23 protein-coding genes and 2 pseudogenes are annotated in these 25,678 nt (G+C 36.8%); 16 read left to right on the top strand and 9 right to left on the bottom strand.

Annotation, left to right across the window (positions count from 1 at the left end):
- A partial coding sequence (locus tag ACLNCV_RS08970; protein WP_424845115.1) for an SIALI-17 repeat-containing surface protein occupies positions 1–733 on the top strand: 733 nt, incomplete at its 5' end.
- Positions 734–1,128: 395 nt separating this feature from the next.
- Here the strand turns inward: ACLNCV_RS08970 and ACLNCV_RS08965 are convergent.
- The 3 genes and pseudogenes from ACLNCV_RS08965 to ACLNCV_RS08955 form a co-directional block, all read right to left on the bottom strand.
- A pseudogene (locus ACLNCV_RS08965) lies at positions 1,129–1,494 on the bottom strand (tyrosine-type recombinase/integrase); the annotation flags it as partial.
- 354 nt (positions 1,495–1,848) lie between these two features.
- Positions 1,849–3,387 (bottom strand): response regulator transcription factor, encoded by a 1,539-nt coding sequence (locus tag ACLNCV_RS08960; protein WP_084888169.1) that lies wholly within the window; start codon positions 3,385–3,387, stop codon positions 1,849–1,851.
- Positions 3,368–5,038, bottom strand: a complete 1,671-nt coding sequence (locus ACLNCV_RS08955; RefSeq protein WP_261011235.1) for a histidine kinase — start codon at positions 5,036–5,038, stop codon at positions 3,368–3,370. The genes ACLNCV_RS08960 and ACLNCV_RS08955 overlap by 20 nt, the downstream gene beginning before the upstream one ends.
- A gap of 202 nt (positions 5,039–5,240) precedes the next feature.
- Between ACLNCV_RS08955 and ACLNCV_RS08950 the strand changes: the two genes are divergently transcribed.
- From ACLNCV_RS08950 to ACLNCV_RS08905, 10 genes and pseudogenes are all read left to right on the top strand, one after another.
- Positions 5,241–6,158, top strand: a complete 918-nt coding sequence (locus tag ACLNCV_RS08950) for an ABC transporter permease (protein WP_049531682.1) — start codon at positions 5,241–5,243, stop codon at positions 6,156–6,158.
- Between the two features lie 17 nt (positions 6,159–6,175).
- Entirely contained in the window at positions 6,176–7,072 is an 897-nt protein-coding gene (locus ACLNCV_RS08945; RefSeq protein ID WP_000870790.1) for a carbohydrate ABC transporter permease, read from the top strand.
- Positions 7,073–7,081: 9 nt separating this feature from the next.
- A complete protein-coding gene (locus tag ACLNCV_RS08940; protein ID WP_261011887.1) occupies positions 7,082–8,647 on the top strand; it encodes an extracellular solute-binding protein in 1,566 nt (521 codons plus the stop codon).
- Positions 8,648–8,851: 204 nt separating this feature from the next.
- Positions 8,852–9,505, top strand: coding sequence for a DUF624 domain-containing protein (locus tag ACLNCV_RS08935; protein ID WP_261011888.1), 654 nt, complete (start codon positions 8,852–8,854; stop codon positions 9,503–9,505).
- Positions 9,492–11,705 (top strand): TIM-barrel domain-containing protein, encoded by a 2,214-nt coding sequence (locus ACLNCV_RS08930; protein WP_261011889.1) that lies wholly within the window; start codon positions 9,492–9,494, stop codon positions 11,703–11,705. The genes ACLNCV_RS08935 and ACLNCV_RS08930 overlap by 14 nt, the downstream gene beginning before the upstream one ends.
- A gap of 206 nt (positions 11,706–11,911) precedes the next feature.
- A pseudogene (locus tag ACLNCV_RS08925) lies at positions 11,912–12,379 on the top strand (POT-type proton-dependent oligopeptide transporter); the annotation flags it as partial.
- Between the two features lie 371 nt (positions 12,380–12,750).
- Positions 12,751–13,437 carry an XRE family transcriptional regulator gene (locus ACLNCV_RS08920; RefSeq protein WP_000284677.1) on the top strand — a complete coding sequence of 229 codons (687 nt, stop codon included), beginning with the start codon at positions 12,751–12,753 and terminating at the stop codon, positions 13,435–13,437.
- 3 nt (positions 13,438–13,440) lie between these two features.
- Positions 13,441–14,856: a Y-family DNA polymerase gene (locus tag ACLNCV_RS08915; RefSeq protein WP_261050183.1), complete on the top strand. Its 1,416-nt coding sequence runs from the start codon at positions 13,441–13,443 to the stop codon at positions 14,854–14,856.
- Positions 14,853–15,215, top strand: coding sequence for a hypothetical protein (locus ACLNCV_RS08910; RefSeq protein ID WP_261050184.1), 363 nt, complete (start codon positions 14,853–14,855; stop codon positions 15,213–15,215). Before ACLNCV_RS08915 ends, ACLNCV_RS08910 begins: the two co-directional genes overlap by 4 nt.
- Positions 15,208–15,501 (top strand): DUF5960 family protein, encoded by a 294-nt coding sequence (locus ACLNCV_RS08905; protein WP_020903430.1) that lies wholly within the window; start codon positions 15,208–15,210, stop codon positions 15,499–15,501. Before ACLNCV_RS08910 ends, ACLNCV_RS08905 begins: the two co-directional genes overlap by 8 nt.
- Positions 15,502–15,643: 142 nt before the next feature.
- Here the strand turns inward: ACLNCV_RS08905 and ACLNCV_RS08900 are convergent, their stop codons facing one another.
- The 5 genes from ACLNCV_RS08900 to ACLNCV_RS08880 are packed head-to-tail and all read right to left on the bottom strand — an operon-like array spanning position 15,644 to position 17,820.
- Complete coding sequence (locus ACLNCV_RS08900; protein ID WP_261126316.1) at positions 15,644–16,120, bottom strand: glutathione peroxidase; 477 nt, start codon at positions 16,118–16,120, stop codon at positions 15,644–15,646.
- Positions 16,117–16,695, bottom strand: a complete 579-nt coding sequence (locus ACLNCV_RS08895) for a DUF3278 domain-containing protein (protein ID WP_000711238.1) — start codon at positions 16,693–16,695, stop codon at positions 16,117–16,119. The genes ACLNCV_RS08900 and ACLNCV_RS08895 overlap by 4 nt, the downstream gene beginning before the upstream one ends.
- A 26-nt stretch (positions 16,696–16,721) precedes the next feature.
- The gene (locus tag ACLNCV_RS08890; RefSeq protein WP_265476234.1) at positions 16,722–17,057 is read right to left on the bottom strand and encodes a hypothetical protein; all 336 of its coding nucleotides are present in this window, start codon (positions 17,055–17,057) and stop codon (positions 16,722–16,724) included.
- A 10-nt stretch (positions 17,058–17,067) separates the two neighbouring features.
- Positions 17,068–17,610, bottom strand: a complete 543-nt coding sequence (locus ACLNCV_RS08885; protein ID WP_084930358.1) for a DUF3278 domain-containing protein — start codon at positions 17,608–17,610, stop codon at positions 17,068–17,070.
- Positions 17,611–17,625: 15 nt separating this feature from the next.
- Positions 17,626–17,820 carry a helix-turn-helix transcriptional regulator gene (locus ACLNCV_RS08880; RefSeq protein WP_001082471.1) on the bottom strand — a complete coding sequence of 65 codons (195 nt, stop codon included), beginning with the start codon at positions 17,818–17,820 and terminating at the stop codon, positions 17,626–17,628.
- A gap of 166 nt (positions 17,821–17,986) precedes the next feature.
- On the opposite strand from ACLNCV_RS08880, the gene rsmH reads away from it, so the two are divergent.
- The 5 genes from rsmH (at position 17,987) to ACLNCV_RS08855 (ending at position 25,060) form a co-directional block, all read left to right on the top strand.
- Positions 17,987–18,937, top strand: a complete 951-nt coding sequence (gene rsmH, locus ACLNCV_RS08875; protein ID WP_000159402.1) for a 16S rRNA (cytosine(1402)-N(4))-methyltransferase RsmH — start codon at positions 17,987–17,989, stop codon at positions 18,935–18,937.
- A gap of 9 nt (positions 18,938–18,946) precedes the next feature.
- Positions 18,947–19,264, top strand: a complete 318-nt coding sequence (gene ftsL, locus ACLNCV_RS08870; protein WP_000227824.1) for a cell division protein FtsL — start codon at positions 18,947–18,949, stop codon at positions 19,262–19,264.
- Between the two features lie 3 nt (positions 19,265–19,267).
- Positions 19,268–21,520: a penicillin-binding protein PBP2X gene (gene pbp2x, locus ACLNCV_RS08865; protein WP_424845114.1), complete on the top strand. Its 2,253-nt coding sequence runs from the start codon at positions 19,268–19,270 to the stop codon at positions 21,518–21,520.
- A 1-nt stretch (position 21,521) separates the two neighbouring features.
- A complete protein-coding gene (mraY, locus tag ACLNCV_RS08860; RefSeq protein WP_424845113.1) occupies positions 21,522–22,502 on the top strand; it encodes a phospho-N-acetylmuramoyl-pentapeptide-transferase in 981 nt (326 codons plus the stop codon).
- A 452-nt stretch (positions 22,503–22,954) separates the two neighbouring features.
- Positions 22,955–25,060 (top strand): ATP-dependent Clp protease ATP-binding subunit, encoded by a 2,106-nt coding sequence (locus ACLNCV_RS08855; RefSeq protein ID WP_424845112.1) that lies wholly within the window; start codon positions 22,955–22,957, stop codon positions 25,058–25,060.
- A gap of 60 nt (positions 25,061–25,120) precedes the next feature.
- Here the strand turns inward: ACLNCV_RS08855 and ACLNCV_RS08850 are convergent, their stop codons facing one another.
- The gene (locus tag ACLNCV_RS08850) at positions 25,121–25,603 is read right to left on the bottom strand and encodes an S-ribosylhomocysteine lyase (protein WP_000032547.1); all 483 of its coding nucleotides are present in this window, start codon (positions 25,601–25,603) and stop codon (positions 25,121–25,123) included.
- Positions 25,604–25,678: the final 75 nt, after the last annotated feature.

The raw sequence follows: 25,678 nt of genomic DNA, 5'->3' as shown, positions 1-25,678 counted from the left end.
GCTGACTGTCCGTCAAATAAATGCTAAAGGCACTCCAGAAACACAACCAGAAGCACCAGACTTCACAGGAGGTGTAAACGCACCGGATGCACCAATAAGTGAAGTGCCAGAATACACAGACCCAATTGGATCGACTGGTGTAGATGGAAATGGAAACCTCATCATACCACCAAGTGTAGATATTCCTGAGTTTATGGGTGGAACAAGTACACCGGATGCACCAACTCATGAGTTCTCAGAGTTTAATGGGAACATTGCTATAAATGGTGAACTTCCAGAACCAGCTCAATTACCAAAAGTTAAACTGATTATTACTAAATGGGTTGATGAAAACGGTAATGAGTTGAAACCAGCAGATGCGAAAACTCCTAAAGTATTAGGTGAGGAAAATGAAGCATTTGAACATGGTGAAATCGAAGGTTATGAATTTGTAAGAACTGAAGTAGATGAAAATGGAGAAGTAGTTACACATATCTTTAGAAAAGTTGCCTCTTCAGGAGTAACTCAAACAAATGATAATGTGAAACCTGAACAGACTCCAGATGCTCTTCATATTTCTACAAATGAAACACATGCTAAACCAGAAAAAGATGAAGTGAAACAGAAAGAAACTCAAACAACCTTGCCGAAAACTGGTACGGCAAATAGTTTAGGACTCTTATCTGTAGCAACAAGTTCAATTCTTTTTGGATTAGGCTTCTTCATTTTAAGTAAAAAAGAAGACGAAGAATGATCTTTGACGAAGTTAATGAATACAAGAATGTAAAATATATTCGGTGAATAGAAATATCCCCTAACGGTCAGTAATTGTTAGGGGATGTTGTATTATTAATTTTATTGTATTTCTTTCTCAACTACATAAGCTCCGAAAACTAAAAAGTGATAACTTCTTGATTTTTAAAAGGATTATATATGTAAAAATTGAGGATTTATCTCTTAAAAGAACTTGATTTCAGTGATAATTTACCATAAATATCATAATGTAGAAAAACCAGATCTTAAGATATAAGCTCGTAAAGCTAGCCAGTTCTCAAAACGTTAAGAACCAGCTACAATACAGCATTTACAACACTTCATGGTTCACACCATGGGGTGTTTTTTTGATGATTTTTAGTAAAATTCACACCATTACTTTTTAAGATTGCGATAAGCAATCTCTCCAACAGCCATTGGAATGACATTTGAAGTGTTGACATAAGTCTTAGTTACTTCTTTATCACTGTGAGTTAAAGCTTCTGAAATAGCTTCGAGTGAGAGTCCTGCTTGTTTTGCAAGTGTCGTTCCTGTATGTTGCAGTTTATGAGGTGTAACATGTGCTAGTTCTTTATATCGCTTTCTGATATTTTTCATTTTATTGTTTAGATAGTCAGCATGTAAAGGCTTGTTGATGTTTCCTTTTGTGTCGATATATGTAAAAACAAATTGTTCTGGATTACTGATGATGCCAAACTTTGCTAGTTCATATCTTTGTTGTTTTTTCCAAGAGGAAAGAACCTGAAGTAAGTCATTAGAAAAAGAGAAAATAGGATAGAATAAACTCTATTTCAGGAGAAAATGAAGCAAATATTTCCATAATAAAACGCATATGATCAAGGTTGTTCAGTAAAAGCTTGATAGTATACGTTTTATCCTAGAAATATTTACTGGATTTTCTTTTCAAACTGACTTTTTAAGAAGTTGCCTTATCAACAATTTTAAAGAAATTTTTGGAGCTATGTTGGACTGAAAGATATTGTGCTGATGATAATCTAAAAAATTATCATTTAACTTATCTTTGGAAAAACTGTAGAATTTCAAAAATTACTACAAATCTTGAATTTTACTTATCATTTCAATGATTTAAATTGCTTACATTTTATTTTGATATGTTTTACGGTAATCTCCAGGAGAAAGTCCAGTCCTTTGTTTAAAAATTTTAGTAAAGTAAGAATAATTATCATACCCTACTTGACAAGATACTTGTGATATCGAGATATTGGTTTGAGATAGGAGAGATTTAGCAGCATTAATGCGCTTATCCGTTATATATTTAACAAGAGTTTCTCCAGTTTCTTTTTTAAAAATTCTAGCTAAATGATCTGCACTGAGGTAAACCATATCTGCTAATATAGAACGATTTATATCCTCATAGTAGTGATGATCTATGTATTCGACAATGCGTTGAATACTATTTTTCTGGTTTTCAATGTTTGTTGCAAATTTCTTAGCATGTGACCAGTAATAATCAAAGTAATCCTGAAAAGATTCAATTGAATGAAAGCGTCGTTGGAATAAGAAATCATGAGTGCTGTTTTGGAACAATTTATGTGCCGAAATTCCTTTTTGATCTAGATATATTCCTATTTGTTGAGTCCAATCTAGTAAAATTTGTTGTAGTGTGAAAGTAGGAATTTGAGAATTATAAGCAAGTGAATTAATTTTTTCTCTTAATTCGTATTCACTTAAGGTATCTAAAAAAGTAATTGAAAGAGTTTCTGTTTTAAAAGAAGTTGGAAAACTATGTGGAACACATATAATAGTATTCCAATAAGCGATATACTGTTCATTATAAGTGTAGAGTTCTTTAGTATGAAATAAAATATCGGATATTTTATGGCAACTCTTATATATAATGTTGGAGCATTTACTAAAGTTATTAGAAATTTGAGAATGAATCTCACATGCTAATTTGTCACTACGTTTTGATGAGTCTACTCTAAAAAGACAAACATATTGATCAACCTGGCTTTCCATCTTAAACAAACTTATCAGTTTATAAGAAGGTTGTGAAATTCTTTGAAGTTCTCTTTTTAGTTGAGAAGTCCATGATGGAGTTTCTATAGAATAATCTTCTTCATTAAGATTAATTGTTAAAACTGCAAGGAAAAAATACTGGTGTTTTTTAAGAATAAAATCTTGTTTGCTCGCTATGTTTTCTAGTTCATCAATGCGAGAAATTTGAGGTTTTCTAAGGTAATCATACCAGAAATTATCTTCTATTTGTAAAAGCGAATCATTTTTTCCATTTAAGTTATGATTCTCAATTTTACTAATGGCTTTTTGAATAATAAATTCTAATTTTTCAAAGTTAATGGGTTTTAGATAGTATTCGAAGCTTTGCAATTCAATTGCTTTTTGAGCATAGTTGAAGTCGGCGTAATTAGTTAAAAAAATTGTTTTTATATCATATTTTTCATTTCTAATCCAAGATAAGAGTTCGAGGCCGCTGCCTTGAGGCATTTCTATATCGCTTATCATGAGATCAATAGGATGCTCTCTAATAATATTTTGAGCTTGAGAGAGGCTATAGGCAACATAAACAATGTCAATGTGTAGTTTATCCCAATTTATTTTCTCTCGTAAAGCTTCAATGATAAAACGATCGTCATCAACTAATAAGATGTTCATTATAACCTCCGTCTATAATCTTGTATGGAATGAGTAAAAGAATTTTAGCCCCACCTTCTTCATTATTTTTAAATGTAATAGTATAGTCATTAGGATAGAGAAGATTTAAACGTTCGATGGTGTTTGTGATCCCAATATGATGTCCATCTTCTGTTATTAGAGACTGTTTCTGATTTAGTTTTGATAAAATTTCTTCAGAGAAACCTGGACCATTATCCTCGATACAAATCTGAATATAATCTGAGTTCTCAGTTTTTACTTTTTTTATCGATAGCAAAATTGTAAATAAATTCTGAAATGAAAAACCGTGTTTGATTGTGTTTTCAATAAATGTTTGTAAAAGTAATGATGGGACAAGAGTATTTTGTAAATCAGAATTGTAGTCTAGTGAAAAGTAGATGCTATTTCCATATCGAATTCGTTGTATTTCTAAATAATCTTTAATATGCTGAACTTCATCTTTAAGTTCTGAAAAATCTTGATTAGCCATAAATAAATGACGGAGATAATTTGAAGTTAGGATAGTTAATTCTTCAATTTCCTTATAGTTTTTTGTTTGAAGCATACTATGAATCATTGATAACATATTTAAGTAGAAATGCGGACGGATTTGGTTCTTTAGATAATTAAGTTCTATCTTCTTAAGTTCTAGTTGTGAATGGTATTCTCGTATTTTTAATTCTTGCATATCAAATATTACTTTATTAAGTTTATCATTTGCCTTATCAATTTCTAGTATACCTTCAGATATAAAAAATTCAGAAGGGGGGATGGAGTCCCCAAGTTGAGAGAGTCGCTCAGTGAGTCTTGTTATTGGTTTAATCATCCATTGACGAATATACAGGATAATGATGATTGATAAAATGGTGATAATGATAGGAACAGCTGATAAAAATACTTCTAAGAGTGTGATATTTCTAAAGACTTCGGCATAATCGACTAAAACATAAATATCGAAAGGTAAATGCGTTTTTTCATTTTGGGCATGAATTAGGTAATTAGAGGACGGTATATTGTTAGGCTCTTTTAGGGAGAGTTTACCATTATTACCAATATTAAGTTTATTGAGAGGTTTTAGGATATCTTCTGAAGATATGACGGCATAAATGATTTTTCCTTCGTAATGAACAGATTTAACTAAGTATTCGCTGTTTTTAGTAGTTACATTTTTCCACTTACGGTCACTTATATCGCTACTTAGTGATTTTAGATATGTTTTTAACAGTAAATAATCTTCATATGGAATATAAAGATTGGAGACATTTATAAAATGATCAGTACTATCGGTTTCTAATAAGAATGTCATATGAGTTTCATTTTGATATTCAAACTCTGTAAAGCTAGTTTGAACTTTTTTAAGATTTTCTTGATACTCAAGAAACGTTTGTACATGATTTAATTTCTCTAAAGATTCATTATGCGTTATTGTTGAGTACATAAAGCGTTCTACAGAATGCAATTTCTCATTAACAGAATCAGCATAAATTTCAATTGAACTACGTAGGTGTACTATATTTTGGTTTTTAATAAAATTTCTGGTTATGTTACTCATAGCAATATTGATTAAAATATTTATCAATAGTAGTACAAGTAGGAGTTTAAAGAAAAAATGAATGGAATGTTTTTTTGATAAGTCGTGATTTAATTTCATATACTATTCTCCTCTTAAAATTATAGCACTTTGAAAATACGATATCATGTAACAAAACAGATATGTTTTATCAAGATGTCGGAAAAGTAATAGTTTTTAAAATTAAAAAACTGAAAAATTGATAAACCTAGTCCAAAAAGTTCTATTAAGGGAATTCTATATGGTGTAAAATAATCGTAGAAAATCAGATGGGAGGAAAAACATGAAAGTAGCATCTCAACTTCATAAAATAAAATTAAAGCATAGTATTCCGTTATATATATTACTTTTTCCTTCAATATTGCTATTAATTTTATTTTCCTATATTCCCATGTTGGGACTAATTATTGCATTTAAAGACTATTCACCAGCCAATGGTATCTTTGCTAGTCAGTGGGTAGGATTTAAGTACTTTACTCAATTTTTCTCATCATTCCAATTCGGGACAACTATGTTCAATACATTAAAAATTTCACTTTATAGTATTGTAGTAGGATTCCCCTTACCTATTATACTAGCTATCATTAGTAATCAGTTAAGAGTTGGGAAATTTAGAAAAATATTTCAAGTGACAACTTACTTACCCCATTTTATCTCTACAATGGTTATGTGTGGGATGATTATATTATTTTTATCTCCTACTAGTGGTTTGTTAGCGAATGTATTTAAGTCTGTTGGAATTACTATTCCAGATTTTTTATCAAAACCTAGTAATTTTGCAGGTGTTTATGTTTGGAGTGATGTATGGCAACATATTGGTTGGGATAGTATTATTTATCTAGCAGCGCTTTCTGCAATTGATCCTACATATTATGAGGCTGCAACTATGGATGGTGCCTCTAGATTACAAAAAATTAGGCATATAGAATTACCATTACTTTTGCCAACTGCTATGATTTTACTAATATTAAGAGCAGGTAGTTTATTAAGTGTAGGTTTTGAGAAAGTGTTACTACTACAGAATCCACTTAATTTAGCAGGAAGTGAGATAATTTCGACCTATGTTTATAAAGTTGGTATGGTGAACTTTCAGTATAGTTATTCGACAGCTATAGGGTTATTTAACACCGTAGTCAATCTAATAATTTTGTTATCTGTTAACTGGTTCTCGAAAAGATATACTAGAACGGGTCTTTTTTAAAGGAAGGAGTGCTCAAGGTGAAATGGTTTCATAAATCAAGAAAAACAAACTCTGAATTATTATTTGATATAGTTACCTATGGTTTAGCAATTTTCCTTATCCTGTTAATTGTTTATCCGTTATGGTTTGTAGTGATTGCATCTTTTAGTAATCCTTCAGATGTTGCAAATGGAAAGGTATGGTTTATTCCTAGAGAATGGAAATTAGATGGATATTTACGTCTTATTCAACAACCTTTATTCTTACGTAGCTATCTAAATACCATTTTATATACTGTTGTTGGTACCTTAGTTGCTTTAGTAGTCAATATTCCAGCTGGTTATGCTTTATCTAGAAAAGAATTAGTTGGTAGAAAATGGATGAGTATTCTATACATAATCCCTATGTTCGTATCAGGTGGCTTGATTCCTACCTACTTAACAGTAAAGAATGTTGGCCTAATTGATACATTTTGGGTAATGGTAATACCTTTTGCGGTTTCATCATACAATATTATTGTTGCTAGAACTTTCTTTAATAATAGTATTCCAGACGGGATGTGGGAGGCTGCGCAAATTGATGGATGTGGTACAATTCGTTATTTTATTAAGATAGTCGTTCCTTTATCAAAAGCTATTATAGCAGTTATTGGACTTTGGACCGCAGTTGGTATTTGGAATTCGTGGTTTAATGCTTTAATTTATTTAACGAATGAAAATTTACAACCATTGCAATTAATTTTACGACGTTTACTAATTAGTAATCAAATGTTACAATCGCAAGCAACAGGAGAAGTTGCATCAGATCTTCGTATCAAAGCCGATATGATGAAATATGCAGCAATTGTTATTTCAACCGCTCCGATAATGTTGCTATATCCCTTTGTTCAAAAATATTTTAATCAAGGCGTAATGATTGGCGCGTTGAAAGAATAGGAGAAAAACATGAAAAATAAATCATTTACATATTTGTTCTTAGGAACAGTTACACTTGCTGGCTTAACAGCCTGTGCAAATTCTAATAATGCGAATAAGGATGATAAGTCTGGAGAAGATTCTTATAAAATCACAACTGTTCGTTGGTCTGACTGGGGGGAAGATTATCATAAAGGTTTTCTAACTGATTCTGCCAAAGAATCAGGTATCGATGTTAAATGGGATACACTTGTAGCTGCAGATTGGGCAGATAAGAAATCTGTGTTGGTTGCTAGTGGAGATTTACCAGATGCATTTTTAGGTTCAAATGCTTTTACAGATTCAGAAATTGCTCAGAACCAATCTTTATTTATTCCATTGGAAGATTTAATCAAAGAAAACATGCCAAATTTAACTAAGGCTATGGAGAAAGAACCTAAGATTAAAGCTATGATTACTTCACCAGATGGTCATATCTACAGTCTACCTAAAAAATTACCGATGCGTCCTACTGTAGCTAATCAGCTATTTATTAATAAAAAGTGGCTGGATAATTTAGGATTAAAGGTTCCAGAAACTTATGATGATTTAGTAAAAGTACTACAAGAATTTAAGGATAAAGATGCGAACGGAAATGGAGACGCTTCTGATGAAATTCCATTCGGAGCAGGAAACTTTGATCCAACATTCTCATATATTCTTCCGTTCAATAATCGTTTAGGGGCAGATAATACATATGAAATGTCTGTAAAAGATGGAAAACCAGTCTACCTTCGTACAGAAGAAAGTTATAAACAAGGGATTGCAGCAATGCACGAATCTTATAAAAAAGGTTTGATTGATCCGGAAATCTTTACAGAAGATACCTCTATGAGTGTAGCAAAACGTATGGATAAGGGAGTATCTAGAGTAGGTGTTTCTAGTGGTTGGACAGCAGATGCAACGTTTGGCTTACATTCAAGTGAGTATATTGCTCTACCTGCTTTAAAAGGTATGGATGGTAAACAATATGTCTTTTCTGATCCAGATCATTACAACTATGGTCGAAATGAAATTTTGATTACAAATAAGAGCAAAAACCCTGCTAAATTATTGAAATGGTTGGATAAATTATATACAGATGAAGCAAGTATTCAGAATTTCTATGGATCATTTGGAATAGCTACTGAAAAGAATGGTGATAAGTTTAAAGTGTTACCTCCTAAAGATGGTAAATCAGCTGATGAATGGGCATGGATTCATTCACTTCGAGATTTTGGTCCTAAATACGTAAGCGATGATATCAATAGTCGCGTAGAAATCGATCAAACACAAGGTGATGGATTGAAATTGAAGATGGACCAAGATTTGAAACAATTTGCGTTGCCAGCTTACCCTAATGTGATTTATTCACAAGAAGAACTTAACAAATTATCATCAATCTATGTGAGTATTGAATCTTATGTCAAACAACAAGCATCTAAATGGGTAGTTGAAGGCGGCATAGAAAAAGAATGGGACTCATACAAAGAATCTCTTAAGAATATGGGATTGGACGAATTTATGAAGATTCAACAGGAAGCATATAATCGTTACCAAAAAGAAGTAAAAGAGTAATATTTTATATGAACTCTTGGTTGTATGAACAAGGGACTAGCTAATTACAGGAAGCGAGACTGATAACATCAGATTATCTCGCTTCCTTTATTCTAATTTTTAAAGAAATTTGGAAATGTTTTTTAATAATTTAGGTAATATTTTTGTGCAACTGACATTCTAAAATATAGAGTTAAGACGATTGATTTTATGGAGATATCTATTATGCAAAAATTATTTTCATTAGATGGAAAAGTGGTTAGAATTTTAACTTTTTTGACAGATTTAATTATTTTAAATACTCTATTTATTGTTAGTTGTATTCCAATAGTTACAATTGGGGCATCACTAACTTCTCTTACGACAATGTGGTATCGTATTTTAAAAGGTAAAGATACCGATATTACTTATCATTATTTTCGGATCTTTAGACGAAATTTTAAACAGTCAACTTTTATTTGGTTGTTTATCCTCCTAATAGAATTACTTTTATATGTGAACTATTGTCTTTGGGGCTATTCAAGTTTATTTTCAGAGTATAGTTTATTGTTAGTGTTGCCCTTTTTATTTGTTATAATACTTTTTATGAGTGTTGTTTTTCCCTATATTGGTCTATTTAAAGATAATCTAAAAAATAGTATTGTAAATAGCGTATTAATTTGTATTTTAAATCCAATACAAGCTATCATGTTGGTTTTATTTAATATTTCTGTACTGTATATGAGTTTCAGTAGTCCAGAACGGGTTTTAACAGCTATTTACGTATTTACATTTGGAGGCTTTGCTTTTTGCGGATTGATGAATGTAATGATAACGAATAAAATGTTTGATAAAGTAAAGCAATTTACTAAAAGGAGGAAACAAATTGAAAATTTTTAAGGGAGAGTTTTATCGAATCTCTGTATTAACAGCCAAGCTAGTAAGGTTAGAATACTCTCAAACTGGAAGTTTTGAGGATAGGACTACACAACTTATCTATAATAGAGATTTTGGTCAAGTTTCGTTAGATTATATCGAGACATCAAATGTACTAGATATTATGACGGACTATTTTCATCTGCACTTTAATAAAGGAGAATTTAACGCTGAAAATTTATTTATAGAATTAAAAGGAAATTTTGCTGTATATGGTAGTCGCTGGTATTTTGGTGAATCTATTGAAACGTTAAAAGGAACAGCTCGGACTCTGGATAAGGCAGATGGAGCAATCTCGTTAGAAGATGGAATTATTAGCCGAAATGGTATAGCCTTATTGGATGATTCTCAAGGTTTTATTTGGGATGAACAGTCTGGTTATATTGAGAGAGAAAATCAAATTGACCTGTATTTCTTTGCCTATGGGCATGATTATAGAGGAGCAATCAGAGACTTTTACCATTTGACTGGTTCAACACCTTTGTTGCCAAGATATGCTTTAGGTAATTGGTGGAGTAGGTATTGGCCTTATACGTCGGATGAATACTTGGATTTAATAGACAGATTTGAAACAGAGAAAATTCCATTATCTATTGGTGTTTTAGATATGGATTGGCATATAACTGACATTCCAGCCCGTTTTGGAAGTGGCTGGACAGGATATAGTTGGAATAGAAACTTAATACCTAATCCAGAACAGTTATTGCAACAACTTCATGATAGAAAGTTAAAACTCTCCTTAAATGTCCATCCTGCTGATGGTATACGGGCTTATGAAGAAGCTTATCCTCGAGTTGCCAAACGATTGGGGTTAAATGTAGAACTAGAAGAACCTGCTATTTTTGATTTTTTTAATCCTTCTTTTAGGGAAGCTTACTTTAAAGATGTTCATTATGAGCTAGAAAAGCAGGGAGTAGATTTTTGGTGGATTGACTGGCAACAAGGGACACAAGGCATGTTGGATCCACTATGGCTTTTAAACCATTATCATTATCAGGATAGTTGTAAAAATGCAGAAGGTGGTTTGATTTTATCAAGATATGCAGGGCCGGGTAGTCACCGCTACCCTGTTGGTTTTTCAGGAGATACTATTATTAGTTGGAATTCCTTAAGATTTCAACCTTATTTTACAGCGACAGCATCTAATATCGGTTATAGTTGGTGGAGTCATGATATCGGTGGACACATGCTAGGGGATTATGACGAAGAGCTACAAACCAGATGGCTACAGTTTGGCGTTTTTAGTCCGATTACTCGCTTACATAGTTCTAGAAGTCCCTTTAATAGTAAAGAACCTTGGTTTTTTTCAGAAACAACATCTAAGATTATGAAGAAATACCTTCGTTTGAGACATCAGATGATTCCCTATCTATATACTATGAATGTAAAGACACACGAGGAAGGTGCCCCATTAATCAGCCCAATGTATTATTTCTACCCAGAGAATGATGAGAGCTATAATGTTCCAAATCAATACTTTTTTGGAACAGAACTGATGGTGGCTCCCATTGTAGAAAAGATGGATTTGGCATTCCAATCTGCAAAAGTGGATGTATGGTTCCCTGAAGGTGAATGGTATGACTTCTTTTCAGAGAAAAAGTACACAGGTGGTGTGAAGTTAAGTGTTTATAGAGACATTTCGACGATACCTGTGTTTGCAAAAAGTGGTGCAATCATTCCTTTGGTTGGTTCCGAGATAGATATGGGTGTTGATTTACCTGAAATTGTAGATTGGTATGTATTCCCAGGCAAACAACATTCTTTTGAAATGATTGAAGATCAAAATGGTCAAAGATATAAAACAAGATTATCAATCAACTGGGAAATGGGGATGGTAGAGTTAACATTACAAGGAGATTCTAGTATCGTTCCAAGTAATAGAAGGCATAGAATTCATTTTAAAGGAACGAATGTGTCTATAATTGAATTGCCAAATAAGAATGATACAGCTAGATTTGAATGTAAAGATCATAAAAGGACATCCCTAAATGACGAAGTTTTTAGACTACTAAAGACTGCTTCTCTTCCATATGAATTAAAAGATAGATTGTTAAATCAATTCATCAATGCCAAAAATTCTCATGAGTTAATGAATATCTTGCATCATCAGGATAAGGAATTGAGAGGGCGTTTGTTGGAAATGATATTTACTAGCGAAAACTAATTGAGACATTTCGTACACAATTTCAATTATTTAATGTGTAATGGTTTTACATCTCTATGCTTATTGGCTTGTATTTTAGTAATTACAAGTTTGGCATAGGGATGTTTTTGTTTACTGAAGAGGAAAGGATAAGTATGTTTCAAGGTTTGGAACATTTTTAAACTAAACAAGAGCAAATTTTTAAAGGTGATTTTTCAAAGTAACTTCCACTTTTCATTATGATTTATGTGCCGATTTTTGCATGGTTGTGGGGGAAAATGGGTAAAAAGCAACCGTCCTCTTCTAAGAAATTTGCTTACGGTTTATTTGCAGCAGGTTTATCCTTCTTGTGGATGATGTTACCAGGGATGATCTTTGGGACAGATGTTAAGGTCAGTCCTTTCTGGTTGATTATGAGTTGGGCTATTGTGATTGTGGGGGAAATGTTGATTTCGCCTATTGGTCTATCAGTTACTAATAAGCTGGCACCAAAATCCTTCCAAGCACAAATGATGTCTATCTGGTTCTTGAGTAATGCAGCTTCCCAAGCTATCAATGCTCAAATTGTAAAATTTTATACAAGCGAAACTGAAGTAGCTTACTATGGAATTGTTGGAGGAATTACGATTGTATTCGGTATTATCTTACTCTTCTACGTTCCACGTATTGAAAAACTAATGTCCGGTATCAAATAGAGAAAAACTGGAATTTCTGTAGGGATTTTAAAAGCTAGATCAATTATTTATTCAAAGGATTTAGTTCTGTATTGTATAGGGCTAGGTCCTTTTAGTTTGATTAATACTCTTCGAAAATCAAATTCAAACCGCGTCAACGTCGCCTTGCCGTACTCAAGTACAGCCTGCGGCTAGTTTCCTAGTTTGCTCTTTGATTTTCATTGAGTATAAAACTCACGATGTTTCTGCTTTTCCTAGTGGACATTTGTCTACTTTTTTTATATAATAAAACTAAACCAAATTGGTTGAGTTTTAAAAATATGGATTCAAGCATCGATTAGTCTTTCTAAGGGAGATAATGTCCATTAAATCATCATAATAGGAGGTGAAGTATGTATCAGCCAGAAAAATTAAAGGCTCGGAGGAAAGAGTTAAAACTGACACAGAGGGAAATTGCAGAGCAACTTGGGATTAGTTTCCAGGCTTACTCAGCTTGGGAACGTGGAGTCAAGGAACCGTCCAAGGAGAAGGTAGTCCAGCTAGAGAACATTTTAAAAGTACCCAAAGGATATTTTACTCAGATCGAGATTGTCCGTCTCTACCATAGCCTCTCCAAGCAAGGGCAGGAGAAGGTTGTTCTCTATGCTCGTAACCTATCTCAAGAGGAGCAAGCTCAAAAAGTGACAGCTATGCCAGAGCGCTTCTACGAGTACCGTGTTTATGAACGCATGTCAGCAGGGATTGGGGCTTCGGTCTATGATGATCAGAATTTTGATACGGTTTACTTTAATGAGGAGTTGGCTCATGATTTTGCGTCATGGGTGTCTGGGGACTCCATGGAACCTAAATACCAAAATGGTTCAGTAGCTCTGATTCGAGAGACAGGATTTGACTATGATGGAGCGGTTTATGCAGTGGTTTGCAACAACCAGACCTATATCAAACGGGTCTATCGAGAGGAGAATGGATTGCGTCTGGTCTCTATCAATCCTAAATATAAGGATATTTTCATCTCCTATGAGGAAGATCCTCGGATTGTGGGGATTATCGTTGGGAACTTTGTGCCGATGGAGGGCTAGCCAATGGGCTACTTTGATTATTCTAGAGAGCCCAAAAGTGACATTGCATTTGTCGATATAAAATCCTTTTATGCCAGTGTTGAGTGCGTGAAAAGGGGCTTACATCCGCTGAAAACCTCGCTTTGTGTCATGAGTCGCGCGGATAACTCAACTGGTCTTATCCTAGCCTCCTCTCCCATGTTTAAGAAGATTTTTGGCAAGTCAAATGTTGGTCGGGCCAATGATCTGCCTTTTGATATCAAAACGCGAAAATTTTCCTATTACAATGCTCGAAAGCAAGGGCTACCTACCGACTCAGACTATGTTCGCTACATCGAAGATTGGGCCCAAGTGACCTTGATTGTGCCACCCAGGATGGATGAGTACATCGCAGTCAATATGGAAATTCAGCGAATCTTTCAAAACTATGGCAGTCCAGATGATATTTATCCTTACTCTATCGATGAGGGCTTTATTGACCTGACTAGTTCGCTCAACTATTTCATCCCAGATAAGAGTCTCTCTCTCAAAGACAAGCTGGATATGCTTTCTGCTCGTATTCAGAGAGATATTTGGAGGCAGACAGGGATCTACTCTACAGTGGGCATGTCAAATGCCAATCCTTTACTGGCCAAGTTGGCTCTGGATAATGAGGCCAAGCACACTCCGACCATGAGGGCCAACTGGTCTTACCAGGATGTGGAAGAGAAGGTCTGGTCCATTCCCAAGATGACCGACTTTTGGGGGATTGGCAGGGGGATGGAGAAACGCTTGCATGCTCTGGGGATTTTTTCCATCAAGGAATTGGCAACCAGCAATCCCGACCAGCTAAAGAAAGTTCTGGGTCAGGCTGGTCTGCGTTTGTGGTTTCATGCTAACGGAATTGATGAGAGCAATGTTCATAAGCCCTATAAAGCCAAATCCAAGGGCTTGGGGAATTCTCAAATCTTGCCGAGAGACTACGTGAAGCTACGGGATATTGAAATTATTCTTCGAGAAATGGCGGAGCAGGTGGCTATTAGATTGAGAAGGTCTGGCAAGAAAACAACCCTTGTCTCTATCTATGTCGGTTTCTCTAAACAGGAAGTTAGACCGTCTATTCACACACAAATGAAGGTCGAACCGACCAATAATACAGCTGTCTTAACGGGTTATGTTTTGAAGTTATTTCATAACAAATACACTTCTGGAGCGGTCAGAAGTGTCGGAGTTAACTATTCAGGATTTGTGGATGAGTCCTTTGGTTTGATATCTCTCTTTGATGATGTTGACAAGTTAGAAAAAGAAGAAAGGCTCCAGACGGCCATTGACTCCATTCGGGAACAATTTGGTTTCACTTCCCTTTTAAGAGCCAATGCACTGGAAGAAGGCTCTAGGAGCCTTGCCAGAAGTAAGCTGATTGGGGGACATTCTGCTGGAGGATTAGATGGCTTAAAATGATTGATCGTTCTTATTTACCTTTTCAATCTGCGCGAGATTATCAAGATCCAGGTATGCAGAAGTGGATGGGATTTTACCTTTCAGAACATACTAGTTCGCTCAGTGAAGAAAAAAAACGTGTTGATTTTTCGATAGATTTGGACCCAGTTGAGAAACTACATTTACTTTCTCAGCTTTATGTTGGCCAACTTAAGGGGAGTTTTGTGGTCAAGGAAAAGAAGCAGAAGGCGACTATCATCGGTGTGGTGAGAGAGTTATCACATCAGACTCTATCTATTAGGACAAACGAGGGATATAGGTTGATAGAGGTTGCAGATATCCTAGAAATTCGACTGTGGGAGGAGGGAGTTTATGACTAGAAAAGAGCTGTATGAAAACAAACTGCAGATGGATTATTTTTCAGATGACTATATTCGTTTTGAAGAGGATTTTCAAAAATATTCTGCCATGAACGTACCCTTGACTTTTTTGATTGATGACATCCTACGAACCATGGCGATGAATCAGAAAAACTACTTTGTCTTAAACAAGGAAAATGCCAAGGATGGGCGGGAGCATAGCTTTTATTTTAGGGTGGTAACGGAAAAAGCGTGTCCTAGAAATAGGACCTATGTATATGCTGGGGTTAAAAATAGTAGTCAGTAGAGGGGAGTCTGCTGTAAATGTATCATTTTTACAACACTTCATGGCTCATATCATGGGGTGTTTTTCTATTCAAGTCAAAGCCCATCAAAAAATCCCACTATTCTTAGGCTAAAGGAGAACTAATAATAGTGAGATTGTGAAATTATAGTAGTTTTTGTATCGCCTCTTCAATTTGTTTTGGGTCTGTTTTTGAAGAGAAGCGTTCAAAGACCTGCCCATCACGACCAATGAGAAACTTAGCGAAATTCCATTCGACTCGTTTTCCCAGTGGGCCAGATTTTTGTTCTTTCAACCAAACATAGAGAGGGTCTGCTTCCTTACCGTTGACCTTGATCTTGGCAAAACGTGGGAAGGTGGTTTGATAATGTAGGCTACAGAAGGCGTTGATTTCCTCTGCGCCGCCTGGTGCTTGTCCCATAAACTGATTGCAAGGAAAGTCTAAAATCTCAAAACCTTGTTCTTGATAGCAATCATAGAGTTCTTGAAGTCCTTGGTACTGGGGCGTTAAACCACATCCAGTAGCAGTGTTGACAACCAAGAGAACCTTACCACGATAGGTCTCTAGTGGAGTTTCTTGATGGTCTTGGTTCAAGACTGAAAAATCGTATAGTGAAGTCATTGCTTGCTTTTCTCCTTCTGTTTGGTATTTTTAGGAGTTTTCTCCTCCTGTAGTGATAGAAATCCGTAGGTCAGGGTTCCAAAAATGCTTCCGATAATCAGGCTATACATCAGGAAAGGAATACTTTTATCGAATTGCATGAGCAACTTTCCAAAATCTGAAAGGGACATCTGTTGAACGAAGACTTTATGAAAGATGAGTAAGGTAAAGAAGCCAATCTGAATACCGATAAACACAATCCAGCTTCGGAATTTGATTTGAGCTTTGCTGTAGGTTTTGAGGATGATTTCTGATTTGTCATCCTTTTCAAGATGAAGCTCTTGGACAGCTTTTTGAGCTTTTATACTCATGAACAAAATGAGTCCAAAATAGATGTAGGGCATAACATTTCGAACAATTTCTATAAAGCTTCCGAACAAAATATAGAATAGGAAGAGAATGAAGGAAGAGTAAAAGATTTGGATCATGGAACGGGCGCAAGCCTTGTAGATAACCTCTTGACGGCATTCATCAAAAGGTCCTTGGATATGAAAGAAATTTCGAAGTAGGCGAGTTGTTAAGTCTTCTTTTTTCATGGGTGATTTCTCCTAAATGAACGATGCTATTTTGTTTCTTTTACGAGTTGATAGAGATAATAAAGATAAGTGATAGAAGAAAGGATAGCGATAGTGAGCAGTATATAATATTTCCAATTGCTTGAAATGAGTGTCAGCTGTGGTAAGGATAGAAAGGATAGAATCATAAAGCATAGTGCTAGGTTGAGTATGCGCGTTTTTTGGGAATCTATCTTTAGATAAGTCAATCCTTTGTTGAGTGCTGGAACAAAGACTGGAAGGAGGACTATATCGTAGATTGGCAAGTTCCCTGAAACGATGATGAAGATGAGCAGTGAAGCAAACAAAAGATGATAGGTAAGTAAAGTTACTAGTGATTTCATAGGGCACCTCCTAATCCTCATCTTGCTCTTTTTTAGTTTTTGCAATGCGACGGGAGATGAGGAACTGTATGCTCGCTCCGAAGAAGATAGAACCGAGAATGCTTGATACACCATTTCTTATAGTGAGAAGAGAATGAAAATAGTCCTGACCTTCACCTATGAGTATACTGAGAAGAGGAGTTATAAAAAACATCCATAGACCAAAGAACAAACCTGCTTTAAGACCTGGGTAGCGAAGTTGCTTACTTTCTTTCTCACTCAGCATATCTGGATCAATAGCTGTAATCCCTGTTTTTTTCATTTGGTAGGTGACATAGCCAGCAGTGATGAGGGAAATCACTAAAATCAGAGGAGGATAGATTAGAGCCACTTCTTGAGGGTATTTATAGGCCAGAAGGAGTGGAATAAGATTTCCGAAAATCATCAGATAAAAGAGGACGATAAAGACTTGGTTCCCAATACGATCGATCTCACGCCGTTTGTATTCGTCAAGGGGACCAGAAATGCCGTATGTGCGTTTGATGAGTTTTTCAGTAAAGGATTCTTTTTTCATGAGTTGGCTCCTTTTTTAAAAATTATCCTCCCAAAAGAGACTGTTTAGGTCAGTTTGGAGGCTGCGGGCGAGATTGAGACAGAGTTCCAGAGTTGGATTGTACTTGTCGTTCTCAATCATATTGATGGTTTGTCTCGAGACACCGATATCCTTGGCGAGTTCGAGCTGGGAAATGCCCAGTTCCTTGCGAAATTCTTTCACACGATTCATCTGGACTCCTTTCTGATTTGTGTCGTATATATTTGACTATATTATATTCTTCTATGGAGTAGATGTCAAGCATATTTGACATATTTCTTAAAGAAATCTTACTTGTTTTTGGCCTATTTGTCTGACTAGTGCAAGCTAGTCAGATTTGTGGTAAAATAGATAAGATATGACAAAAGAATTTCATCATGTAACGGTCTTACTCCACGAAACGATTGATATGCTCGACGTAAAGCCTGACGGTATCTACGTTGATGCGACTTTGGGTGGAGCGGGCCATAGCGAATATTTATTAAGTAAATTAAGTGAAAAAGGCCATCTCTATGCCTTTGACCAGGACCAGAATGCCATTGACAACGCGCAAAAACGCTTGGCTCCTTACATTGAAAAGGGAATGGTGACCTTTATCAAGGATAACTTCCGTCATCTACAGGCACGTTTGCGCGAAGCTGGTGTTCAGGAAATTGATGGAATTTGTTATGACTTGGGAGTGTCTAGTCCTCAGCTGGACCAGCGTGAGCGTGGTTTTTCTTATAAAAAGGATGCGCCACTGGACATGCGCATGAATCAGGATGCTAGTCTGACAGCCTATGAAGTGGTGAATCACTATGACTATCATGACTTGGTTCGTATTTTCTTCAAGTATGGTGAGGATAAATTCTCTAAACAGATTGCGCGTAAGATTGAACAAGCGCGTGAAGTCAAGCCAATCGAGACAACGACTGAGTTAGCAGAAATTATCAAGTCGGCCAAACCTGCCAAGGAGCTCAAGAAGAAGGGCCATCCTGCCAAGCAGATTTTCCAGGCTATTCGAATTGAAGTCAATGATGAACTGGGAGCGGCAGATGAATCCATCCAGCAGGCTATGGAGATGTTGGCTCTAGATGGTAGAATTTCAGTGATTACCTTCCATTCACTAGAAGACCGCTTGACCAAACAATTGTTCAAGGAAGCTTCAACTGTGGAAGTTCCCAAAGGTTTGCCTTTCATCCCAGATGATCTCAAGCCCAAGATGGAATTGGTATCCCGTAAGCCAATCTTGCCAAGTGCAGAAGAATTAGAAGCCAATAACCGCTCGCACTCAGCTAAGTTGCGTGTGGCCAGAAAAATTCACAAGTAAGAGGGAAAAATGGTAGATAAGAAAGAAACAACCAGTCAATTCTTGCAGAATCGTATAAAAAAATTCTCACGTGTGGAGAAGGCTTTTTATCTTTCCATCGCTTTTACGGCACTCGTTTTAGCAGTGAGCATTATCTTTATGCAGACACGACTCTTGCAAGTGCAAAGTGATTTGACAAAAATCAATGCGCAGATAGAGGAAAAGAAGACAGAGCTGGACGATGCCAAGCAGGAAGTGAATGAATTGATTCGTTCAGAGCGTTTGAAAGAGATTGCAGATAAAAAAGATTTGAAATTGAATAATGAAAACATCCGAACAGCGGAGTAAGATATGAAATGGACAGAAAAAATAACCCGATTTGCGGTAAAAAATCGTAAATCTCCAGCAGAAAACCGTAGGATAGTTGGCAAGTACCTCAGCTTTTTAGCTGTTGCCCTTTTCGGCCTCTTTTTGGCCAATTTTGCTTATATTATCGCAAAAGGTAATATATTTGGTACTGACTTGGTAAAAGAGGCTAAAAAGGTTCACCAAACAACCCGAACAGTTCCTGCCAAACGCGGGACGATCTATGACCGAAATGGAGTGCCTATAGCTGAAGATGCGACCTCTTATAACGTCTATGCTGTTATTGATAAAAAATACAAGTCAGCAACGGGTAAAATTCTTTATGTAGAGGATTCGCAGTTTAATAAGGTAGCTGAAGTCTTCCATAAGTATTTGGATATGGATGAAGCTTATGTGAAAGAGCAATTAGCTCAACCAAATCTGACCCAAGTTTCCTTTGGAGCAAAAGGAAATGGGATTACCTATGCCAATATGATGGCTATTAAAAAAGAGTTAAAAGATGCTAGTGTGGAAGGAATTGACTTTACAACGAGCCCTAACAGAAGCTATCCAAATGGACAATTTGCTTCTAGCTTTATTGGCTTAGCCCAACTTCATGAAAATGAGGATGGTAGTAAGAGTTTGTTAGGGACTTCTGGTTTGGAGAGTTCTTTAAATACCATTCTTGCTGGGACAGACGGTATTATTACCTATGAAAAAGACCGTGTAGGAAATATCGTACCAGGTACAGAACTGGTATCGCAACAAACTGTGGATGGCAAGGATGTTTATACAACATTGTCTAGTCCGCTACAATCTTTCATGGAAACTCAGATGGATGCCTTTCTAGAAAAAGTAAAAGGTAAGTATATGACCGCGACCTTGGTCAGTGCAAAGACCGGTGAAATTCTCGCTACCACCCAACGACCTACCTTTAATGCAGATACTAAAGAAGGAATCACTGAGGACTTTGTTTGGCGTGACATTCTTTATCAAAGTAACTATGAACCAGGATCAGCCATGAAGGTTATGACGTTAGCTTCTTCTATTGATAATAATACCTTCCCAAGTGGAGAATACTTCAATAGCAGTGAATTAAAAATAGCGGATGCGACGATTCGAGATTGGGATGTTAATGATGGTTTGACTACTGGTGGGATGATGACTTTCTCACAAGGTTTCGCTCACTCCAGTAATGTTGGAATGAGTCTACTTGAACAAAAAATGGGAGATGCTACTTGGTTGGATTATCTAAACCGCTTTAAGTTTGGAGTGCCGACGCGTTTTGGTCTGACTGATGAGTACACAGGTCAATTGCCTGCAGATAATATTGTCAATATTGCCATGAGTGCATTTGGTCAGGGGATTTCTGTAACGCAGACCCAGATGCTACGTGCCTTTACTGCCATTGCCAATGATGGCGTCATGCTAGAGCCTAAATTTATTACGGCCTTGTATGATCCAAATGATCAAACCGTTCGTAGATCTCAAAAAGAAATTGTAGGGAATCCAGTTTCGAAAGATGCAGCTGGCCAAACTCGGACTCACATGGTCTTGGTAGGAACGGATCCTAGATATGGAACTATGTATAATCATAGTACAGGAAAAGCAACTGTCAATGTTCCAGGTCAAAATGTAGCCCTCAAGTCTGGTACAGCCCAAATCGCTGACGAGAAAAATGGAGGCTACTTAGTTGGTTCGACCAATTACATTTTCTCGGTTGTGGCTATGAACCCTGCTGAAAATCCTGATTTTATCTTGTATGTAACGGTTCAACAACCTGAACATTATTCAGGTATCCAGTTGGGAGAATTTGCCAACCCAATCTTGGAGCGGGCTTCAGCTATGAAAGAATCTCTCAATCTTCAATCTCCAGCCAAGAATTTAGATAAAGTTACGACAGAATCTTCTTATGCAATGCCTAGCATCAAGGATATTTCACCTGGTGAGTTGGCGGAAGCCTTACGCCGAAATATTGTGCAACCAATCGTTGTAGGTACTGGAACAAAGATTAAAGAGACTTCTGTAGAAGAAGGGACTAATCTTGCACCAAACCAACAAGTTCTCCTTTTATCGGATAAGGTAGAAGAAATTCCAGACATGTATGGCTGGAAAAAAGAGACTGCCGAGACCTTTGCTAAATGGTTGGATATTGAACTGGAATTTGAAGGTTCAGGTTCCGTCGTTCAGAAGCAAGATGTTCGGACTAATACAGCTATCAAAAACATTAAAAAAATTAAATTAACTTTAGGAGACTAATATGTTTATTTCTATTAGTGCTGGAATTGTGACATTTTTACTAACTTTAGTAGGAATTCCGGCCTTTATCCAATTTTATAGAAAGGCGCAAATTACAGGCCAGCAGATGCATGAGGATGTCAAACAGCACCAGGCAAAAGCTGGGACTCCTACAATGGGAGGTTTGGTTTTCTTAATTGCTTCTGTTTTAGTTGCCTTCTTTATTGCCTTATTTAGTAACCAACTCAGCAATAATGTCGGTATGATTTTATTTATCTTGGTTCTTTATGGTTTAATCGGATTTTTAGACGACTTTCTCAAGGTCTTTCGTAAGATCAATGAGGGACTTAATCCTAAGCAGAAATTGGCTCTTCAGCTTCTAGGTGGAGTTATCTTCTATCTTTTCTATGAGCGTGGGGGCGATATGCTTTCTGTCTTTGGTTACCAAGTACATCTAGGGATTTTCTATATTGTCTTCGCTCTTTTCTGGCTAGTCGGTTTTTCAAACGCAGTAAACTTGACAGACGGTATTGACGGTTTAGCTAGTATTTCCGTTGTAATTAGTTTGTCTGCCTATGGAGTTATTGCCTATGTTCAAGGTCAGATGGATATCCTTCTAGTGATTCTTGCCATGATTGGTGGTTTGCTTGGTTTCTTTGTCTTTAACCATAAGCCTGCTAAGGTCTTTATGGGAGATGTGGGAAGTTTGGCACTCGGTGGAATGCTGGCAGCTATCTCTATGGCCCTTCACCAAGAATGGACTCTCTTGATTATCGGAATTGTTTATGTCTTTGAAACAACTTCGGTCATGATGCAAGTCGGCTATTTCAAAATGACTGGTGGCAAACGTATTTTCCGTATGACGCCTGTGCATCACCATTTTGAACTTGGAGGATTGTCTGGTAAAGGAAATCCTTGGAGCGAGTGGAAGGTTGACTTCTTCTTTTGGGGAGTGGGGCTTCTAGCAAGTCTTTTGACGCTAGCAATTTTGTATTTGATGTAAGAATAGCACCCTGATATTTCAGGGTGTTTTTGCATTCTAAAAAATATTGGTCAATTAAAGTCAAATCTCTTGACCTTTTCTGACTAATGTAGTATATTATGAACGTAAGGTAAATGAAAGCCTTACTAGAACACTTATACTTAATGAAAATCAAAGAGTAAACTAGGAAGCTAGCGCAGGTTGCTCAAAACACTGTTCTGAGGTTGCAGATAGAGCTGACGTTGTTTGAAGAGATTTTCGAAGAGTATTATTTAAAGTAAAATAGAAAGAGGTGTGTCTATGTTTAATCTAGAAATTTTCAGAAGTAAAGATAGTCTACTCCTGCTTGAAAAAGAAAAACCAGAAATAGTACGTAGAGTAGCTATTTAGCTAGTCTAAATTTTTTAAAACAAAGGTCAAAGATAGTCAATATCAGTAATAATAACGAAGAAATATAAAAAGAGGTAAGGAATATGAACAACAACTTTAATAATTTTAACAACATGGACGATTTATTTAACCAATTGATGGGTGGTATGCGAGGATACAGTTCTGAAAACCGTCGCTACTTAATTAATGGACGTGAAGTGACACCTGAGGAATTTGCTCATTATCGTGCAACGGGTCAATTGCCAGGAAATGCAGAAACTGATGGACAAATGCAACAACAGGCTTCAGGTATGAAACAAGATGGTGTCCTTGCTAAACTCGGTCGTAACTTGACAGCAGAAGCTCGTGAAGGCAAGTTGGATCCTGTTATCGGACGAAACAAGGAAATTCAAGAAACATCTGAAATTCTATCACGTCGTACCAAAAACAATCCTGTTTTGGTCGGAGATGCAGGTGTTGGTAAGACAGCAGTTGTAGAAGGTCTAGCACAAGCCATTGTAAATGGAGATGTTCCAGCCGCCATTAAGAACAAGGAAATCATTTCTATTGATATTTCAGGTCTTGAGGCTGGTACTCAGTACCGTGGTAGCTTTGAAGAAAACGTTCAAAACTTAGTCAATGAAGTAAAAGAAGCAGGAAATATTATTCTCTTCTTTGATGAAATTCACCAAATTCTCGGTGCTGGTAGCACTGGTGTAGATAGTGGTTCTAAAGGGCTTGCGGATATTCTCAAGCCAGCTCTCTCTCGTGGTGAGTTGACAGTGATTGGGGCAACAACTCAAGACGAATACCGTAACACCATCTTGAAGAATGCTGCTCTTGCTCGTCGTTTCAACGAAGTCAAGGTCAATGCCCCTTCAGCAGAGGATACATATAAAATTCTTCAAGGAATTCGTGATCTCTATCAACAACACCACAATGTCATTTTGCCAGATGAAGTCTTGAAAGCAGCAGTGGATTATTCTGTTCAGTATATTCCTCAACGTAGCTTGCCAGATAAGGCTATCGACCTTGTCGATGTAACGGCGGCTCACTTGGCAGCTCAGCATCCAGTAACAGATGTTCATGCTGTTGAACGTGAAATTGAGGTAGAAAAAGACAAGCAAGAAAAAGCTGTTGAGGCAGAAGATTTTGAAGCAGCTCTAAACTATAAAACACGCATTGCAGAATTAGAAAAGAAAATCGAAAACCACACAGAAGATATGAAGGTGACTGCAAGTGTCAACGATGTGGCTGAATCTGTGGAACGAATGACGGGTATCCCAGTGTCACAAATGGGAGCATCAGACATCGAACGTTTGAAAGATATGGCTCATCGTCTGCAAGACAAGGTGATTGGCCAAGACAAGGCAGTTGAAGCTGTAGCCCGTGCTATCCGTCGTAACCGTGCTGGTTTTGATGAAGGTAATCGCCCAATCGGTAGCTTCCTCTTTGTAGGACCAACTGGGGTTGGTAAGACAGAACTTGCTAAGCAATTGGCGCTAGATATGTTTGGAACCAAGGATGCCATCATCCGTTTGGATATGTCTGAATACAGTGACCGCACAGCTGTTTCTAAGCTAATTGGTACAACAGCAGGCTATGTGGGTTATGATGACAATAGCAATACCTTAACAGAACGTGTTCGTCGCAATCCTTACTCTATCATTCTCTTGGACGAAATCGAAAAGGCTGATCCTCAAGTAATCACCCTTCTCCTCCAAGTATTGGATGATGGTCGTTTGACTGATGGTCAAGGAAATACCGTGAACTTTAAGAACACTGTCATTATCGCAACTTCAAACGCAGGCTTTGGTTACGAAGCTAACTTGACAGAAGATGCGGACAAACCAGAATTGATGGACCGTTTGAAACCATTCTTCCGTCCAGAGTTCCTCAACCGCTTTAACGCAGTCATTGAGTTCTCACACTTGACTAAGGAAGACCTTTCTAAAATTGTGGACTTGATGCTGGCTGAAGTCAACCAAACCTTGGCTAAGAAAGACATTGATTTAGCAGTTAGTCAAGCGGCTAAAGACTATATCACAGAAGAAGGCTACGATGAAGTCATGGGTGTTCGTCCACTCCGTCGTGTGGTTGAACAACAAATCCGTGACAAAGTCACAGACTTCCACTTGGATCACCTAGATGCCAAACACCTAGAAGCAGATATGGAAGACGGTGGTTTGGTTATTCGTGAGAAAGCTTAACTAGAGATTTTGAGCATAAAAAAGAAGGAGCCAGCTGAAAAACTGGTTCCTTTTTTGTGTTTAGATCACATGACGCTCAAAAGCATCGTCTGAAATCCCTTGTTCAAGGATGAGTTTAGCCCATTCTTTAGCAGAGAAGAGGCTGTGGTCCTTGTAGTTTCCGCAAGATTCGATGGTTGTTCCAGGGACATCTTCCCAAGTGGTGGTTTCAGCGATTTCCTTAAGCGAATCCTTGATAACAGCTGCAATTTCAGCGCTGGTGTGGCGCCCCCACATAATCATGTGGAATCCTGTGCGGCAGCCAAATGGTGAGCAGTCAATCATACCGTCAATGCGGGTACGGATGAGTTTGGCTAAGAGATGCTCGATAGTGTGAAGGCCAGCGGTAGGGATAGAGTCTTCATTGGGTTGCACTAAACGAATATCATAATTGGAGATGATGTCTCCCTTTGGCCCTGTTTCCTCCCCAATCAAGCGAACATAGGGTGCTTTAACAATGGTGTGGTCAAGTTCAAAACTTTCAACAATAACTTCTTTTGACATGGTAAATCCTTTCAGTTTTCTAATTTCATTATAACATAAAGCCGGCTCCTGAGACAGAGAGAAAACCTCTCCGAG

Source organism: Streptococcus sp. CL5.50 (assembly GCF_049738015.1).
Lineage (GTDB): Bacteria > Bacillota > Bacilli > Lactobacillales > Streptococcaceae > Streptococcus > Streptococcus mitis_CA.
This window is presented reverse-complemented; position numbering and strand designations above follow the sequence as displayed.